The sequence below is a fragment of the Testudinibacter sp. P80/BLE/0925 genome (assembly GCF_053570785.1).
The window spans coordinates 2,120,833-2,138,434 of the sequence record NZ_CM131636.1; the positions used below are offsets into that span (position 1 = coordinate 2,120,833).

At 47.0% G+C, this 17,602-nt stretch carries 16 protein-coding genes; 9 read left to right on the top strand and 7 right to left on the bottom strand.

Features of this window, described 5'->3' with window-relative positions; genetic code table 11:
• Positions 1-41: 41 nt before the first annotated feature.
• The 6 genes from nrdB to matP form a co-directional block, all read right to left on the bottom strand.
• Positions 42-1,172, bottom strand: coding sequence for a class Ia ribonucleoside-diphosphate reductase subunit beta (gene nrdB / locus ACWA5Z_RS10305; protein ID WP_431052064.1), 1,131 nt, complete (start codon positions 1,170-1,172; stop codon positions 42-44).
• An 18-nt stretch (positions 1,173-1,190) separates the two neighbouring features.
• Entirely contained in the window at positions 1,191-3,461 is a 2,271-nt protein-coding gene (gene nrdA, locus ACWA5Z_RS10310) for a class 1a ribonucleoside-diphosphate reductase subunit alpha (protein ID WP_431052066.1), read from the bottom strand.
• 301 nt (positions 3,462-3,762) lie between these two features.
• The gene (locus tag ACWA5Z_RS10315) at positions 3,763-4,563 is read right to left on the bottom strand and encodes an MOSC domain-containing protein (protein WP_431052068.1); all 801 of its coding nucleotides are present in this window, start codon (positions 4,561-4,563) and stop codon (positions 3,763-3,765) included.
• Between the two features lie 32 nt (positions 4,564-4,595).
• Complete coding sequence (locus tag ACWA5Z_RS10320) at positions 4,596-5,102, bottom strand: DUF2301 domain-containing membrane protein (RefSeq protein ID WP_431052070.1); 507 nt, start codon at positions 5,100-5,102, stop codon at positions 4,596-4,598.
• Positions 5,103-5,229: 127 nt separating this feature from the next.
• A complete protein-coding gene (locus ACWA5Z_RS10325) occupies positions 5,230-6,624 on the bottom strand; it encodes a Do family serine endopeptidase (RefSeq protein WP_431052072.1) in 1,395 nt (464 codons plus the stop codon).
• 144 nt (positions 6,625-6,768) lie between these two features.
• A complete protein-coding gene (gene matP / locus ACWA5Z_RS10330; RefSeq protein ID WP_431052074.1) occupies positions 6,769-7,215 on the bottom strand; it encodes a macrodomain Ter protein MatP in 447 nt (148 codons plus the stop codon).
• 141 nt (positions 7,216-7,356) lie between these two features.
• Between matP and ACWA5Z_RS10335 the strand changes: the two genes are divergently transcribed.
• From ACWA5Z_RS10335 to ACWA5Z_RS10365, 7 genes are all read left to right on the top strand, one after another.
• Positions 7,357-9,135: an AAA family ATPase gene (locus ACWA5Z_RS10335; protein WP_431052075.1), complete on the top strand. Its 1,779-nt coding sequence runs from the start codon at positions 7,357-7,359 to the stop codon at positions 9,133-9,135.
• Between the two features lie 123 nt (positions 9,136-9,258).
• On the top strand, positions 9,259-9,786 hold the full coding sequence (gene fabA, locus ACWA5Z_RS10340; RefSeq protein WP_431052077.1) for a 3-hydroxyacyl-[acyl-carrier-protein] dehydratase FabA: 528 nt from the start codon (positions 9,259-9,261) through the stop codon (positions 9,784-9,786).
• A gap of 115 nt (positions 9,787-9,901) precedes the next feature.
• Positions 9,902-10,207, top strand: coding sequence for a hypothetical protein (locus tag ACWA5Z_RS10345; RefSeq protein ID WP_431052079.1), 306 nt, complete (start codon positions 9,902-9,904; stop codon positions 10,205-10,207).
• Positions 10,208-10,461: 254 nt separating this feature from the next.
• Positions 10,462-11,451: a phenylalanine--tRNA ligase subunit alpha gene (gene pheS / locus ACWA5Z_RS10350; RefSeq protein ID WP_431052081.1), complete on the top strand. Its 990-nt coding sequence runs from the start codon at positions 10,462-10,464 to the stop codon at positions 11,449-11,451.
• A gap of 18 nt (positions 11,452-11,469) precedes the next feature.
• On the top strand, positions 11,470-13,857 hold the full coding sequence (gene pheT / locus ACWA5Z_RS10355; protein WP_431052083.1) for a phenylalanine--tRNA ligase subunit beta: 2,388 nt from the start codon (positions 11,470-11,472) through the stop codon (positions 13,855-13,857).
• A 3-nt stretch (positions 13,858-13,860) separates the two neighbouring features.
• Complete coding sequence (locus tag ACWA5Z_RS10360) at positions 13,861-14,157, top strand: integration host factor subunit alpha (RefSeq protein WP_431052085.1); 297 nt, start codon at positions 13,861-13,863, stop codon at positions 14,155-14,157.
• Between the two features lie 81 nt (positions 14,158-14,238).
• On the top strand, positions 14,239-14,736 hold the full coding sequence (locus ACWA5Z_RS10365) for a C40 family peptidase (RefSeq protein ID WP_431052086.1): 498 nt from the start codon (positions 14,239-14,241) through the stop codon (positions 14,734-14,736).
• Between the two features lie 189 nt (positions 14,737-14,925).
• On the opposite strand, the gene can is transcribed toward ACWA5Z_RS10365, so the two are convergent.
• The gene (gene can / locus ACWA5Z_RS10370) at positions 14,926-15,630 is read right to left on the bottom strand and encodes a carbonate dehydratase (RefSeq protein WP_431052088.1); all 705 of its coding nucleotides are present in this window, start codon (positions 15,628-15,630) and stop codon (positions 14,926-14,928) included.
• 108 nt (positions 15,631-15,738) lie between these two features.
• Here can and ACWA5Z_RS10375 point away from each other — a divergent pair, with 108 nt between their 5' ends.
• Positions 15,739-16,683 carry an ABC transporter ATP-binding protein gene (locus tag ACWA5Z_RS10375; RefSeq protein ID WP_431052090.1) on the top strand — a complete coding sequence of 315 codons (945 nt, stop codon included), beginning with the start codon at positions 15,739-15,741 and terminating at the stop codon, positions 16,681-16,683.
• Between the two features lie 2 nt (positions 16,684-16,685).
• Positions 16,686-17,453: an ABC transporter permease gene (locus ACWA5Z_RS10380; protein ID WP_431052092.1), complete on the top strand. Its 768-nt coding sequence runs from the start codon at positions 16,686-16,688 to the stop codon at positions 17,451-17,453.
• Positions 17,454-17,602 lie beyond the last annotated feature (149 nt).

The following is a 17,602-nucleotide window of genomic DNA, read 5'->3' on the forward strand; positions in this document are numbered from 1 at the left end:
GCGGATAAAATCCGCCTTTTTTATCTTAATCTAATCAACGATTACAAGTTAAAATCGCCAAAATCATCGGCGTCAATTTTAGAGTCGATCTGTCCGACCAGATACGAGCTGACTTCCACCTCTTGCGGCGCAACCTGCACGTTGTCGGAAACTAGCCACGCATTGATCCACGGAATCGGATTCGAGCGTGCTTGGAACGGCAACGGCAAGCCGACCGCCTGCATACGGATATTGGTGATATATTCCACATATTGGCACAGAATATCTTTGTTCAAGCCGATCATTGAGCCGTCTTTGAATAGATAATCCGCCCACTCTTTTTCTTGTTCCGCCGCCGCGACGAACAGATCGTAGGCTTCTTGTTTGCATTCTTCGACAATTTCGCCCATTTCCGGATCGTCTTGCCCTGACGCCATAATATTTAAAATATGTTGCGTACCGGTTAAGTGCAAGGCTTCATCGCGCGCGATAAATTTGATGATTTTGGCGTTGCCTTCCATCAAATTACGCTCGGCAAAAGCAAACGAACAAGCGAACGAAACGTAGAAACGAATCGCTTCCAACGCATTGACGCTCATCAAGCACAGATAAAGTTGTTTTTTCAAACTGCGCAGAGACACGTTACATTCTTTGCCGTCTACGGTATAAGTGCCTTCGCCGTACAGGGTGTAAAGCTGGGTGTCGCGGATAAAATCATCATAATAAATCGAAATATCCTTGGCGCGTTTGATGATTTCTTCGTTGGTCACGATGTCATCAAACACCACCGACGGATCATTCACGATATTACGGATAATATGGGTGTAAGAACGCGAGTGAATGGTTTCCGAGAATGTCCAAGTTTCAATCCAGGTTTCCAATTCCGGAATCGACACCACCGGCAGCAGCGCCACGTTCGGGCTGCGTCCTTGAATCGAATCCAGCAAGGTTTGATATTTTAAGTTGCTGATAAAAATATGTTTTTCATGTTCCGGCAACGCCTGATAATCGATACGGTCTTGCGAGACGTCGATCTCTTCGGGACGCCAGAAAAACGACAGTTGTTTTTCGATCAGTTTTTCAAAGGTTTCGTATTTTTGCTGATCGTAACGTGCCACGTTGACGTTCTGCCCGAAAAACATCGGTTCTAATAGTTGGTTGTTTTTTGTTTGTGAAAACGTGGTATATGCCATAGTTTACCTCAAATTGAATTAAATTTTACACGCGCCGCCGGAGCAACCGTCATCAATATCCTCCTGATTATCGTCCGCACCGTCGCGGGTGTTTTGATAATACAGGGTTTTTAAACCATATTTATATGCCGTCAATAAATCGCCCAACAAACGTTTCATCGGCACTTTTCCGTCTTCAAAGCGCTGCGGATCGTAGTTGGTATTGGCGGAAATTGCCTGATCGACAAATTTCTGCATAATCCCGACTAACTGTAAGTAACCGTCATTGCTTGGAATATCCCACAATAGCTCATAATTTTCGCTTAAATTTTCATAATCCGGCACCACTTGGCGCAAAATGCCGTCTTTGGACGCCTTGATACTGACGTGTCCGCGCGGCGGTTCAATGCCGTTGGTGGCATTGGAAATCTGCGATGAGGTTTCCGACGGCATTAGTGCGGTCAGGGTAGAGTTGCGCAAGCCATGCTCTTTGATTTCTTGACGCAAGCTTTCCCAATCGTAATGCAGCGGTTCTTGAGTGAGGTTGTCGATCTCTTTTTTATAGGTATCAATCGGTAAAATGCCTTGGGCGTAAGTGGTTTCGCTGAAGAAGTTACACGGTCCCAACTCTTTCGCCAATTTATTCGAGGCTTTCAATAAATAGTATTGAATCGCTTCAAAAGTGCGGTGGGTGAGGTCATTGGCACTGCCGTCGGAATAACGCACGCCGTTTTTCGCCAAATAATAGGCATAGTTAATCACGCCGACGCCCAACGAACGGCGCCCCATCGAACCGATTTCCGCGGCTTTAATCGGGTAGTCTTGGTAATCCAACAGCGCATCCAACGCGCGCACCGCAAGCTCGGCCAGATCTTCCAGTTCGTCCAGGTTCTCAATGCTGCCCAAGTTAAAGGCAGACAGGGTACAGAGTGCGATTTCACCTTTTTCATCATGGAAATGTTCCAGCGGTTTGGTTGGCAAGGCAATTTCCAAACAGAGGTTAGATTGGCGCACCGGTGCAACGGCCGGATCAAACGGCGAATGGGTGTTGCAGTGATCGACGTTTTGAATATAAATCCGTCCGGTCGAGGCGCGCTCCTGCATGAGTAGCGAGAATAATTCGCTGGCTTTGACCGTGCGTTTGCGAATGCTGTCGTCCGCTTCGTATTTTTCATATAACACATCAAAACGTTCTTGATCGGCGAAAAACGCTTCATACAAGCCCGGCACGTCAGACGGGCTGAACAGGGTAATATTGCCGTTTTTAATCAAACGCTGATACATCAGTTTGTTGAGCTGCACGCCGTAGTCCATATGGCGCACGCGGTTGTCTTCTACGCCGCGGTTATTTTTTAATACCAACAGGCTTTCGACTTCCAAATGCCAGAACGGATAATAGACCGTTGCCGCGCCGCCGCGTACGCCGCCTTGCGAGCAAGATTTGACCGCAGTCTGGAAATGTTTGTAGAACGGGATACAACCGGTGTGGAACGCTTCCCCGCCACGAATCGGGCTGCCGAGCGCACGGATTGCACCGGCGTTGATCCCGATACCGGCACGTTGCGACACATATTTAACGATCGAGGCCGCGGTGGCATTGATCGAATCCAAGCTGTCACCGCACTCAATCAATACACAAGAGCTGAATTGACGGGTCGGAGTACGCACGCCGGACATAATCGGCGTCGGCAGGGAAATTTTGAAAGTTGAAGTCGCGTCGTAGAAACGGCGTACAAAATCCAAACGGGTTTCCTGCGGATATTGGCTGAATAAACAAGCGGCAACTAATAAATACAAGAACTGCGCCGATTCATAAATTTCACCGGTAACACGGTTTTGCACCAGGTATTTGCCTTCCAGTTGCTTCATCGCCGCATAGGAGAAATTCATATCGCGCCAATGGTCGAGGAAACCGTCCATTTCATCCCACTCTTCGCGGCTGTAATCGGTCAGCAAGGCTTCATCGTATTTGCCCATACGCACCAATTTTTTCACGTGATCGTACAAGCGCGGCGGGTCAAAGTGGCCGTAGGCTTTTTTGCGCAAATGAAACACCGATAAACGCGCGGCCAGATATTGATAATCAGGGGCGTCTTTGGTGATTAAATCGGCGGCTGCCTTGATAATGGTTTCATGGATATCGGAGGTGCGAATACCTTCGTAAAATTGGATATGTGAACGCAATTCCACTTGCGAGACCGATACATTTTCCAAGCCTTCGGCTGCCCATGTAATAACGCGGTGAATTTTATCTAAATCAATCGGTTCCAAGCGTCCGTCACGCTTAGTCACCATCAAGGCTTTATTCATTTGCTTACCTGTTTGTTATCAATTTGGTTGATACGTCGATGATGTTTATTTGAACACTAGATGTAGTATTCCATATAAGACGTGCTACAAGATAATGTGCTTAATCGGAAAGATCAAGTATAAAATTTGTAGTAAAACCGATCAAAAAAGATTGACAGCACGCAACATCAAGCCGGCTTTGCGTTGAGCGGATCGGGCAAATTCGAGCGAAAAATATTTATTGTCAATTTTGTGAAAAGGCGCACAGAAAATGCACTCGGAAAAAGAGAAGTGCGGTCGCTTAACCGCACTTGAAATCGCTTTATTCCAACACCAGCAACGGATCGCCGAGTTTGATTATCCCGCTGTTGAGCGGCACTAAATTGGTGCCGAACACGGGTTGCCCGTCGGCATCGGCGAAATATTTTTTCAGGGTGCGGAACGGTTCGGCTTTCGGTTGCAGTTCGGCGGTTTGCGGATTGCGGGTGGTCAACATACAGCGGATACAGGGTTTGGCATTGATAAACCGCACTTCGCCGATCTGAATGTGTTGCCACTGATTTTCACTGAACGCCGGTGCATTGTCGATCACCAGATTGGCACGGAATTGCGCCATGTTCACATCCACAGGGCAGTGTTGCCGTACGGCGGCGAGGGATTGCAGATTGGTCAGTAATAACGGATAACCGTCGGCGAACGACAGCGCTTGCTCGGGATAACGTTTAATCCGCCGCTGCGAAGCAAAGCCGGTCCAACGTAGCTGCACTGTTCTTTGTAATTTTTCACTAAACCAGTGATTGATGTGTTCAGCTGCAAGCAGAGACTCAAAATGGTTGCCCCAGACTTCGCAGCTGTTTTGCCGTTGGAAATCGGTATAGCGCACTTCAATCGAGCTGCCGTCCGAATGCCGCACCCATAAGCCTTGTGCGGTTGGAAGTGCGGTCAAGGCAAATAAAGCGCCGTCTTTGCGTGCGGTGATGAATTTGCCATCGGGCTCGGTCAACATAAAAGTGCGGTCAAATTCTAAGCCGGAGGGTTGAACCAACGCATTAGACACGCTTGTCGGCCGGGTGGATTTGATCGGGTAGAGGTTGATTTGTGTTACGTTGGTAATCACAGTCATCGGCTTTCCTTAAGCGTTTAAATAACGTCGTTTTAAATTTGGTATTTACTTTTATCACCGATATCGAAATGCAACGGCATGCGCCATTTTTGTACGCTTAAAATTAACAATAATAATGTGGCGATAGCGGAGAGAATTTGGCTGACAAGCATGGCGTGCACCACTAAACTCAACCATAAAAAGGCGAAAAAGAGCGGTTGTAAATTCAAACCGAACACGCGAAAGCAGAAATACTCTTTAAAACAGAGCCCGCCGAGAGTAAAAAACGCCGCACCCAGCCCAAGCCATTGCCAATCCAGCACAAAACAGATTGCCGCGACCCAAGTGGCAAATTGCAGCAGTAAGCGGAAATGTTTCAGATAAATATGTAAGGAAGACGCACATAACACCGCCGCCAACAGTACGCCTTTTGCCGCCCAATCGAAAGAATAAGGCAACAACGCCACCGACGGCACGGCAAGCACAAAACCGCAGCGATACAGGATCACAGTCAGATAATCCCAAAAATCCATTGGCGATTGAATATGCGGATCAGCCATAAAAACCTCATGTAAAAAATCAACGGGATTTCATTCTAGGTGGTGCGCAAAAGAAAGCAAGCGTTTAAAACAAAAAAATCCCGATAAAAATCGGGATTTTCAGTGTATTTGAGAGGTCAAACCGCACTTACGGAATCAACAAGTAGAAGTTGTTATTGCCACGGGTGATATTCAGAGCGACGGCAGACGGTTTGTTATCCAAAATTTTGCGTAATTCGCCGATATTGCTGACCGCTTGGCGGTTGACGCCAACAATCACATCGCCAGGTTGCAAGCCCAGTCGCTCGGCAGGGGATTTCTCCGCCACTTTCACGATTTCAACCCCTTTGCGTCCGTCTTTATCGTAGTTGCCCAACTCGGCGCCGCTTAAGCCCGGAATCAAACTGTTGGCACTGGTTTGCGCCTGTTCGTCCGATTGCAATACCACATCGGTTTTAGCGCTTTTGCCTTCGCGCAGATAAGTCAAACTTACGTTTTTACCGGCACCGGTGGTGGCGATTTTGGCACGCAATTCCGCGAAACTGTTAATCCGTTGTCCGTTGATTTCGGTAATCACGTCACCGGCTTTCAAGCCGGCTTTATCGGCGGCGGAATTCGGCAATACTTCGCTCACGAACGCCCCTTTTTGCGAATCAATGCCAAAGGCTTTCGCCAGATCCGCACTCAGCTCACCGCCTTTAATGCCTAAAATACCGCGGCGTACTTCGCCGAATTCGACGATTTGCTTGACCAGGCTGTTCGCCATATTGCTTGGAATCGCAAAGGCAATGCCGACGTTGCCGCCGCTTGGGGCGATAATCGCGGTATTAATCCCGATTAATTCACCGCGCAGATTAACTAACGCGCCGCCGGAGTTACCACGGTTCACCGCTGCGTCGGTCTGGATATAGTTTTCGTAACTGCCGCCATCCATGCCCATTGAGCGCCCTAATGCCGAAACAATGCCGGAGGTGACGGTCTGCCCTAAGCCGAACGGGTTGCCGATTGCCACGCTGTAATCGCCGACCCGGATTTTGTCCGAATCCGCCAACTTAATCGCAGATAGGTTTTTCGGTTCTTCGATTTGCAGCAAGGCGACATCGGATTGGCTGTCGGCACCGAGTAATTTGGCTTTCAGCTCGCGTCCGTCGTGCAAGGTCAGGGTAATATTGTCTGCTTTATCAATCACATGGTTGTTGGTCAACACATAACCTTTTTCCGCATCAATAATCACGCCGGAACCCAAGCCTTTGAATTCACGCGGGGCGGTATCGCCAAACTCACGCCCAAAGAAGAAACGGAATTCTTCCGGAATCAGGGAGTCTTGCTGCTGTTGTTTGCCGGATACATTGACGGTAACCACGCTTGGCAGCACTTTTTCCAACATCGGCGCCAAGCTTGGCATTTGTTGGGTATACGCCGGTATTTGCGATACGGTTTCCGCCAGACTGGTGACGCTGTTTTCCGTGTTTGCCACTGCCGGCAGGTTGAATAAACTGAGTCCGAGTACAACAGAGGATAGAATCAATTTGCTTTTTTTCATCTTAATCAATCTCTATAAATAAAAAAGTGTGTTAAACGCAAACGGTGAGATCTGCACCGTGCGCATTAATCGTTAAGCCTAACGTTTACATCAGACAGTTGCTTTGCCAAAATGTTCCCTAAAATAAATGGTGTTTTTTGCTGCTTATTCAAGCAACTCTTTTAAATTTTTCTTCATCAAGTGCATTTGCGAGGCATAAAGCTCTTTGTTTTCCGCTTCGTCAATCATATACATAATGGTTTCCGACAGGGTCATACGCATTTTGCGCGAATGTTTCGACAGGCGCGACCACACCGCATAGTCCAAATCAATCGATTTTTTCTTGGTCGAGCGTTTTTCGGCATTGAAAAAGCGTTTACGCCGCGCACGGATCGCTTGATCGAGCTTCACCACCAATTCTGTTGCCAAATGCTGTTGAACCCATGCCTCAATCAATAGCGGGTAGTTTTGCAACTGCAATAATTCGTTTTCTTTTTCGTCTTGCAGGCTTTTTTCCTGATAACGGGTGATGTTTTCGGCATTACGGATTTTTTTGATCAAATATAACCATTTCCAATTGGCTTCTTGATTTTCCAGTTTTTGATATTTCATTCCTGTCACCCTTTTACTGATATGTCTGCTGTAAACGTTACATTGTCACGTTTACAGTGTACGCTTTTTTTCAAGCAATGTGAATCACTAACGTATATAATGAACCGTGCTAAAGAATAAAATAGAAAAAGAGAGCGGAACGTGAAATTAAACGGCTTGAAGTGGCGGCAATTGACGCCGCAACTGGATTTAAGCGATTTTAAAAAACAACCGGCTGCGCCGATTGCGTTGCAGGAAAAAGCGCGCAATGCGTTGGATATGTTGTTGGCGGCAGACAGTGGCGCAATTCTGGTATTAAAAGCCGATGAACAGGCGGATTATGCCGACATGCTGGAAAGCTATCTGTGCAGTGGCTTGCCGCAACAGTTGCCGTTAAGCGGTGCAAATTATCAGATTGAACAGGCGGATTCGTTTTCCTTCCCAACGGTTGAAGTGCGGTCGGCAACCGCACTCGAGGATAATTTCGCCGCTAAAAGTGCGGTCGAGTATGCACTGTATTATGATGTGGCGCGTTTGTTCGGGCAGATTTTACAACACCCAAGTTCACATGATCTGAAGTTACAAGCCGGTTTGGTTCATCAGGTGTGTAACGGCATTTTGATTTTGGCGGTGAGCCCGCTGTTGCGGCAGCCTGAAATTTGGTCACGCCTGAAACAGATTCTCTTGAGCGGCTGGTTTGAATGGCAAACTACCAATCCGCGCAAACCGCTGCCTTGTCCGATACCGGGCTATCGTTTGCCGTTAAAATTGGTTTTAATCGGCGATCGTGAAACCTTAGCCGACTTTTCACTGTTGGAGCCGAATTTGTACGATTTCGCCCAATATGCGGAGATCGAAAATTACTTTTTAACCGATAGCAAGGCGCAGCAACAGGCTTGGGTCAATAATCTGTTGCATTATGCCGAACAGCTTAATTTGCCAACATTGAGCCAAGGCGCGCTGACCGCACTTTATCAACAAGCGACACGCGAGAGTGAGGACGGTTTACGTCAGACAATTAATCCGTTACAGCTGAAAAAATGGCTGGCTGCGATTAGTAAAAGTGCGGTTCACGTCGGCAAGGCACAAATTGAAGCCGATGATGTGCAACGCTACTTTGACAGCCTCACTTATCAACAGGGCAGTTTGCAGGAATACAGTTATAGCGATATTTTGCGCGAGCAGATCTATATTTGTACTGACGGCAAAGAGATCGGCGAAATCAACGGCTTGTCGGTAATCGAATATGCCGGTACGCCGGTGATGTATGGCGAGCCGAGCCGAATCACCTGTACCGTGCAATTTGGTGACGGCGAGATTACCGATGTAGAACGTAAAAGCGAGCTGGCGGGCAATATTCACGGCAAAGGTACGCTGTTGGCGCAATATTGCCTCAGTAATTTGTTGGATCTACCGGCACAACTGCCGTTTGCCGCCTCGATTGCGTTCGAGCAGTCTTATGCCGACATTGACGGTGACAGCGCCTCGTTGGCGCAATTTTGCGTGTTGGTCAGTGCCTTGGCGAATGTTGAAATTGATCTCGGCATTGCCGTAACCGGTTCAATCGATCAGGGCGGTTTGGTGCATTCGGTCGGCGGAGTGAATGTCAAAATCGAAGGGTTTTATGCCATTTGCCAAGCCAGAGGGCTGACCGGCAAGCAGGGCGTGATTATTCCTGCGGTTTGCGTCGAAAATCTGAGTTTGCACACGGACGTGGTGGACGCGGTAAAAAACGGGCAGTTCCATATTTGGGCGGTAGAGAATGTCGAACAGGCATTAATTTTATTAACCGGAAAACGCTTGTTATCTGAAAACAGAGGAGATGAACAGCAAGAGAATCTGGCAGACATGATTTCAAGACGGATTGAAAACAAGGTTGAAACCTTGGTGGCACACCCGCTTAGTAAATTACTGGGCTGGTTAAAAGCAATAAAGAAATAGTTTAGTTGCAAAAAGGAAAAATATTCAGCTTACAACTGTTAGCTATTTTCATCAGGAATAAACTTTGTTAGAATCTTTGCGATTTTGACAATTTGGCAAATAAGCCGTGGAGATAAATAAAACATGACTACTGTTCCTAATAAAAAATCCGCTTATACCTATGATGATCTGTTGGCTTCCGGTCGCGGCGAGCTGTTCGGACCGACCGGACCGCAGCTGCCTGCGCCGACTATGCTAATGATGGATCGGATCAATCTGATGACCGAAGACGGTGGGAATTTTGATAAAGGTTATATTGAAGCCGAACTGGATATTAAACCGGAATTACCGTTTTTCGGCTGCCACTTTATCGGTGATCCGGTGATGCCGGGTTGTTTAGGCTTGGATGCGATGTGGCAACTGGTCGGTTTCTTCTTAGGCTGGATTGGCGGCGAAGGCAAAGGGCGTGCGCTGGGTGTGGGCGAAGTGAAATTTACCGGGCAAATTCTGCCGACGGCGAAAAAAGTCACTTATCGTTTGCATATGAAACGGGTGATTAACCGTAAACTGGTGATGGGCGTTGCCGACGGCGAAGTGGAAGTGGACGGGCGTGTGATTTATACCGCCACTGATTTGAAAGTCGGCTTATTCCAAGATACCGCTGCGTTTTAATCCCCAGCGTTAACGGGCTTACACTCGAACCGCACTTTTAAAAGTGCGGTTTTGCTTTCTTTATGCGTTAGTTATTCTTATAATTCGCCAAACAGTCGCCATAAGAGGGCTTAATATGCAAAAAATGACGTCTTTATTACTTGCCGTCGCGGCGTTAGGGCTCAACGCCTGTAGCAGCAAACCGCCAATGCAAACCGGATCTGTCTATCCGAATCCGCACTTGATTCCACCGACAACGCCGGTACCGTCACCGCCGGAGCAAGAGGTGCGTAATGCCAGCGATAATCGCGAAAAAGTGGACTATAACCGCCAGACGATTTATGTGCGCCCTGTGGTTTCGGTCGGTTATGGTTATCACCGCGATTGGCATTCACACCGGGGACACTATTTCGGAGCGGGATATGCTCCTTATTATTGGTAAGCAAAAGCGCAATAAGCAGGTGCTTTTTAGCGGCTGATGTATTATCATTAGCCGCATTGCAAATAACCGTTATCGTTATGACTATCCATACGTTTTTTAGCCGATTTTTTAACTTTACTCGCTTCCTGGTGCCGTTTTATCCGCCGAAGGCTTTTGAGTGTGCTAAAAAATCAGCGTGAAATTCAAAAAAGCCTCTAGTTGATAGAGGCTTTTTTATCAATTCGTTACCTGAAAATCTCTAACAGGAGAGAGAAATGCAACAGTTACAACAAATTACCACACAAGCGTTGCAAGCGATTGCGCAAGCAAACGATGTGGCGACGCTCGAAACCGTGCGGGTGGAATATTTTGGTAAAAAAGGACATTTTACCGGATTAATGCAAGGACTGCGTGATGTACCGGCAGAAGAGCGTCCGGCGGTCGGGCAGCAAATTAATGACGCCAAACAACAAGCGCAGACCGCACTTAATGCCAAGAAAACCGAATTGGAAAGCGCCAAATTAAACGAGCAGTTGGCGAAAGAAAAAATTGATGTCAGTTTGCCGGGGCGTAAAGTGGACAATGGCGGCTTGCACCCGGTCACTATCACCATCAATCGTGTAACCAAGTTCTTTTCGGAATTGGGCTTCAGTGTTGAAAACGGTCCCGAAATCGAAACCGACTACTATAATTTCGACGCGTTGAATATTCCGGCACATCACCCGGCGCGCGCAGACCATGATACATTCTGGTTTGATGTCAACCGCCTATTGCGCACCCAAACCTCGGGCGTACAAATCCGCACCATGGAAAACCAACAACCGCCGATTCGGATTATGGCGCCGGGGCGTGTATATCGTAACGACTACGATCAAACCCATACGCCGATGTTCCACCAAATCGAATTGCTGTTTGTCGATAAAAAAGCCAACTTTACCGAATTGAAAGGCTTGCTGCATGATTTCTTGCGCAATTTCTTCGAAGAAGATCTGCAAGTGCGGTTCAGACCATCGTATTTCCCCTTCACCGAACCGTCGGCGGAAGTGGATGTGATGGGCAAAAACGGTAAATGGCTGGAAGTGTTGGGCTGCGGTATGGTGCATCCGAACGTATTGCGTAATGTCGGCATTGATCCGAACGAATATTCGGGTTTTGCGGTCGGAATGGGGGTGGAACGCCTGACTATGTTGCGTTACAACGTCACGGACTTGCGTGCTTTCTTTGAGAATGACCTGCGCTTTTTGAAACAATTTAAGACCTTATAATACGGTGGAGAGATAAGAATGAAATTTAATCAAGCATGGCTGCGTGAATGGGTTAATCCGGCGATCACCACCGAACAATTAAGCGAACAAATCACCATGTTAGGGCTGGAAGTGGACGGCATTGAAGCGGTTGCCGGGGAATTTGACGGCGTCGTGGTCGGCGAAGTGATTGAGTGCGCGCAGCACCCGAATGCGGATAAATTACGTGTCACCAAAGTCAATGTCGGCGGCGAACAATTATTGGATATCGTTTGCGGTGCGCCAAATTGCCGGCAAGGGCTGAAAGTGGCGTGTGCCACCGTCGGGGCAACCTTGCCCGGTGATTTCAAAATCAAAAAAGCCAAATTGCGCGGCGAACCTTCAGAAGGTATGCTGTGTTCATTCAGCGAATTAGGTATCAATGTTGAAGCGGACGGCATTATTGAATTACCGTCCGACGCGCCAATCGGTATGGATATTCGCGACTATTTAAAACTGAACGATCAGATTATTGAAATCAGCTTAACCCCAAACCGTGCCGACTGCCTAAGCATTCGCGGCGTAGCGCGTGAAGTGGCGGTGATCAATCAAACCGATGTGATTGAACCGACAATCAATCCAGCCGCTGTGAGTATTACTGATAAAGTCGCGATTAATTTACAAGCGCCGGAAGCTTGCCCGCGTTATTTATTGCGGGTGGTGAAGAATGTGAATATCAATGCCGCGTCACCGCTATGGTTGCAAGAAAAACTGCGCCGTTGCGGCATTCGTTCTATCGATCCGATTGTCGATGTGACCAACTATATTCTGCTGGAATTGGGGCAGCCGATGCATGCCTTTGATGCGGCAAAAGTGACGCAACCGATTGATGTGCGTATGGCGAAAGCGGGTGAAGAACTGGTATTGTTAGACGGTAGCACGGCAAAACTGAAAGATAATACCTTAGTGATTGCCGATCAGAATGGTCCGCTTGCCATGGCGGGCATTTTCGGCGGTGAAAAGAGCGGTGTCAACAGCGAAACCACCGATGTGATTTTAGAAGCGGCATTCTTTGCGCCGTTGGCGATTGTCGGACGGGCACGCCAATACGGTCTGCACACGGATTCATCACATCGTTTTGAGCGCGGGGTGGATTTCGAGTTACAACGTCACGCAATGGAGCGCGCAACCGCACTTTTGATTGAGATTTGCGGGGGGAACGCCGGGGAAATTTGCGAAGTGGCAAGCGCAGCGCACTTACCGCAAATTCAAGCCGTCAGCTTACGCCGCAGCAAACTGGATTCACTGTTAGGACACCATATCGCCGATGAAACGGTCACTGATATTCTAACCCGTTTAGGGTTCGCGGTCGTGTTTGCCGATGATGTTTGGACAGTAACCCCGACCAGCTGGCGTTTTGATATTGAAATCGAAGAAGACTTGATTGAAGAAGTGGCACGGATTTACGGCTATAACAGCATTCCGAATAATGCCCCGTTGGCACATCTGAATATGCGCGCACATCAAGAAGCCGATGTCGAACTGGTACGGATTAAAACCGCACTTGTTGATCGCGACTATCAAGAGGCGATTACTTATAGCTTCGTTGATCCGAAAATTCAGCGTTTATTGCATCCGGAGCAGGAGGCCTTGCTGCTGCCGAATCCGATTTCAGCGGAAATGTCGGCAATGCGTGTGTCATTACTGCCAGGATTGTTGAATGCCTTGATTTATAATCAAAACCGCCAACAAACCCGAATCCGTCTGTTCGAAACCGGGCTCAGATTCTTACCGGACAGCAATGCGGAAGCCGGCGTGAGGCAGGAGTTTGTGCTGAGTGCGGTCATTTGCGGCACGCGAAAAAGCGAAACTTGGGCGGAAAAAAGCGAAGTTATTGACTTTTTTGATCTAAAAGGTGATCTGGACGGCATTTTAGGACTAACAAATGCTGGTAATAAAGTTGATTTTGTTGCAAAATCATATACAGCATTACATCCGGGACAATCTGCGGCAATCATGCTGGATGGGCAAGAAGTTGGCTTCATCGGTACGATTCATCCGCAAATTGCACAGAAGCTGGGATTAAACGGAAAAACGGTTGCGTTTGAAATCCGCTGGGACGCCATTTCTACACGCCCGGCAGTACAAGCCAAAGCCATTTCCCGTTTTCCGGCAAATCGTCGTGACATTGCAGTCGTGGTTACAAATGATGTTGTGGCAGCGGATATAATTGGAACCTGTCGTGAGGTTGCCGGCGATATGTTGACTCAAGTGAACTTGTTCGATGTGTATCAAGGGAACGGGGTCGCAGAAGGTTGTAAAAGCTTGGCAATCAGTTTAACACTACAGGATAATCAGAAGACGCTTGAAGAAGAAGATATTACGGCAGTAATATCAAATGTGGTATCTGAATTAAAGCGGCGTTTCAATGCTTACTTGAGAGATTAGAATATGACCCTTACGAAAGTAGAAATTGCAGACAGTCTCATTCAGAAATTTGATCTGACTAAGCGTGAAGCAAAAGATTTGGTTGAAAGTTTTTTCGAGGAAATTCGTGTTGCTTTAGAAAGCGGAGAAGATGTCAAATTATCCGGTTTCGGCAATTTCCAACTGCGTGATAAAAAATCTCGACCTGGTCGTAATCCAAAAACTGGTGAGAGCGTAGCGGTTTCCGCCCGCCGGGTGGTGGTGTTCAAGCCGGGACAAAAGCTGCGCGCACGTGTCGGACAAAATGTCAAACATAAATAACAGAGGATAGTTTCCGTGTTGTATGCCGCAAGGAATCCGACGCGGAGCAAGGCAAGACGATTGATAACAGGCTGATTTTTAATGATGAACAATAAATTGTTCGGTTTGAAACCGACGATAGGGGTGTTTTTCTGTTCAATGCTATTGTTGTTGACCGGTTGTTCCTCATCACCGTCTTCCGGTTATCGTAGCCGCTTGCCGGATCCGATTTATACGATGGCGCAATTGAGCGAGCAACAACATCAATGGGACAGAACCCCGTATGTGTTGGGCGGCAATAGCCGCAGAGGTGTGGATTGTTCCGGTTTCGTAATGCGCACCTTTGCCGATCGTTTTGACATTTCACTGCCGAGAACAACTGCGGCGCAAGCAAAGTTCGGGGTTTATATCGATCGGAAAGAAGTGCAAACCGGTGATTTGGTGTTCTTCAAAACCGGACGCGGACCAAACGGCTATCATGTCGGTATTTATGTGAAAGACGGTCGGTTTTTACATGCTTCGACTAAAGGCGGCGTGATTTATTCTTCACTAGATTCGCCTTATTGGAAAAAAACCTATTGGCAAGCCCGACGCATATAAGTTTATCAATAACACATTATTTTGAAATTAATTGAGATGGAGGTGAAGAGTGAGCGATTTTAGTTATGCAATGTTGACCGTGGTTTTTTCATTGGCAATGATTGTTTACTTGGCGACACTGATTTTTTAATCAAAATCGTCAGATAAAACGCCATATTTTCAATGAAATATGGCGTTTTGTTTTTTGCTTTATTCGCTTTTATTGCGGAGAGTAATCGGTTTTTGGGTTTCGGTAAAATGACAGTTATCACTGGAAACCAAACGGGCAATCGCATTCAGATAAGTAATCTCCAACGTTTCGCGACTGGTTGCAATCACGCCCAAATCATTTAAGAATCCATCGTTCACATCGTAAACCCAACCGTGAATGGAAAGCTTTTTACCGCGCTCCCATGCCGCCCTGACAATGGATGAGCAACCCAAGTTATAAACCTGTTCGACCACATTGATTTTGGTCAACATATCCGCCCGTTTTTCTATCGGCAAGGTGCCGAACAGATTGCTGTGTTTGAGCCAAATATCGCGGATATGCAGCAGCCAGTTATCAATCAGACCGTGCGATTTGTTTTCCATTGCCGCTTTAATCCCGCCGCAATTGGTGTGACCGCAAATAATAATGTGTTCAATATCCAATGAATCAATCGCATATTGCACCACGGAGAGGCAATTTAAGTCAGTGTGAATCACCTGATTGGCAACATTGCGGTGTACAAACAGTTCGCCCGGACCTAAATTGGTCAGTTTTTCCGCCGGCACCCGGCTATCGGAGCAGCCGATCCATAAGTATCCCGGTTTTTGGTGTTCTGCCAACTCTTTAAAATAATTCGAATTTTCTTCCTGCATCCGAACCGCCCAACTATGATTATTGGCAATCAGCTGTTCTATTTTTTTCATACGACATCCTTACTGTCTGTTTTTTTGCACTCTGCTATAATACGTTAAAATTTTTTATACTCACATTTTTTTCTTGTTAATTTTGATGTTGGATAGCGTGGTTATCACATGTATGCGTTGGAAATAAAAGGATTGGTGAAATCGTATCCGAACGGTTTCAAAGCCTTGCACGGAATCGATATGATGGTGCAAGAGGGGGATTTTTATGCGTTGTTGGGGCATAACGGCGCAGGTAAATCCACAACTATCGGGATTGTCAGTTCCTTGATCAATAAAAGTGAAGGCAGTGTAAAAGTCTTTGGTTATGATTTGGAAACCCAATTGGTCGAGGCGAAAAAACAGATTGGTATTGTGCCGCAGGAGTTTAACTTTAACCAGTTTGAAAACGTGTTGGACATTCTTGTCAACCAAGCCGGTTATTATGGGGTTGAGCGCAAAGAGGCGCTAATTCGCGCCGAAAAATGGTTGAAAAAACTGGATTTATGGGATAAGCGTGATCAAAAATCAATGCGGCTGTCTGGCGGCATGAAGCGCCGCTTGATGATCGCCCGCGCATTAATGCACAATCCGCGTTTATTGATTCTTGATGAGCCGACTGCCGGGGTGGATATTGAGTTGCGCCGTTCGATGTGGCAATTTTTGCAAGAATTGAATCTACAGGGAACGACGATTATTTTGACCACGCACTATTTGGAAGAGGCGGAATTACTCTGCCGCCATATCGGCATTATTCAGCAAGGTAAATTGGTAATCGACACGTCAATGAAAGCGTTGTTGAGTAAGCTCGAATCGGAAACCTTTGTGCTGGATTTGGCAAAATACAGCAACCTGCCGCAAATTCAGCATTACACCACCCACCTGATCGACACCAACACCTTGGAAGTCGAAGTGCGGCGCGAACAGGGCTTGAATAATCTGTTTCACCAACTCAGCGAACAGGGCATTCAGGTGTTGAGTATGCGTAATAAAACCAACCGTTTGGAAGAGTTATTCGTGCGCATGGCGCTGAATAAACCGCATGAAATAGAACCGCAAGCCGGGCAAGGAGAGTAGTCATGTCGTTATCTTGGATCGCATTTAACACCATTTTACACAAAGAAATTCGTCGGTTTATGCGGATTTGGGTGCAAACCTTGGTGCCGCCGGTGATTACCATGACCTTGTATTTCGTGATTTTCGGGCAACTGATCGGCAACCGAATCGGCGAAATGGGCGGCTACAGTTATATGCAATTTATCGTGCCGGGCTTGATTATGATGTCGGTGATCACCAATTCGTTTACCAACGTCGCCTCCTCGTTTTACAGCACCAAATTTGCGCGCAATGTGGAAGAACTGCTGGTTTCGCCAACCTCAACCCATATTATTATCTGGGGCTACGTTGCCGGCGGTATGACGCGTGGGATTCTGGTCGGCGCCTTGGTGACTACCGTATCGTTGCTGTTTATTCCGTTGGAAATCCATTCTTGGTGGGTCGTGGCGTTGACGTTATTCATGACCAGCGCCACTTTTTCACTCGGCGGATTGATCAATGCGGTGTTTGCCCGTTCGTTTGACGATATCAGCATTATCCCGACTTTTGTGTTAACGCCGTTGACTTATCTCGGCGGCGTATTTTATTCGATCTCGTTACTGCCGGCATTTTGGCAAGGGGTATCCAAACTGAACCCGATTGTGTATATGATCAACGGCTTCCGTTACGGTTTTTTAGGCAGCAGCGATATCGCCTTGTACTACACCTTCTCGGTATTAATCCTGTTTATCACCATACTATATGGCTTTGCCTATTATTTGATTAGCAAGGGTGTCGGTTTAAGAAATTAACCTGACCAAGTGCGGTTTGACTGAAAGTTGACCGCACTTTTTTGTATTACTGATTTATTTTTATAGCAACGGCAGATTGTAGGAAACACTTTTGTTTGTTATCATCAAACAAAAGTGTTCGATATTATCAAACAAAAATTAATTAATAC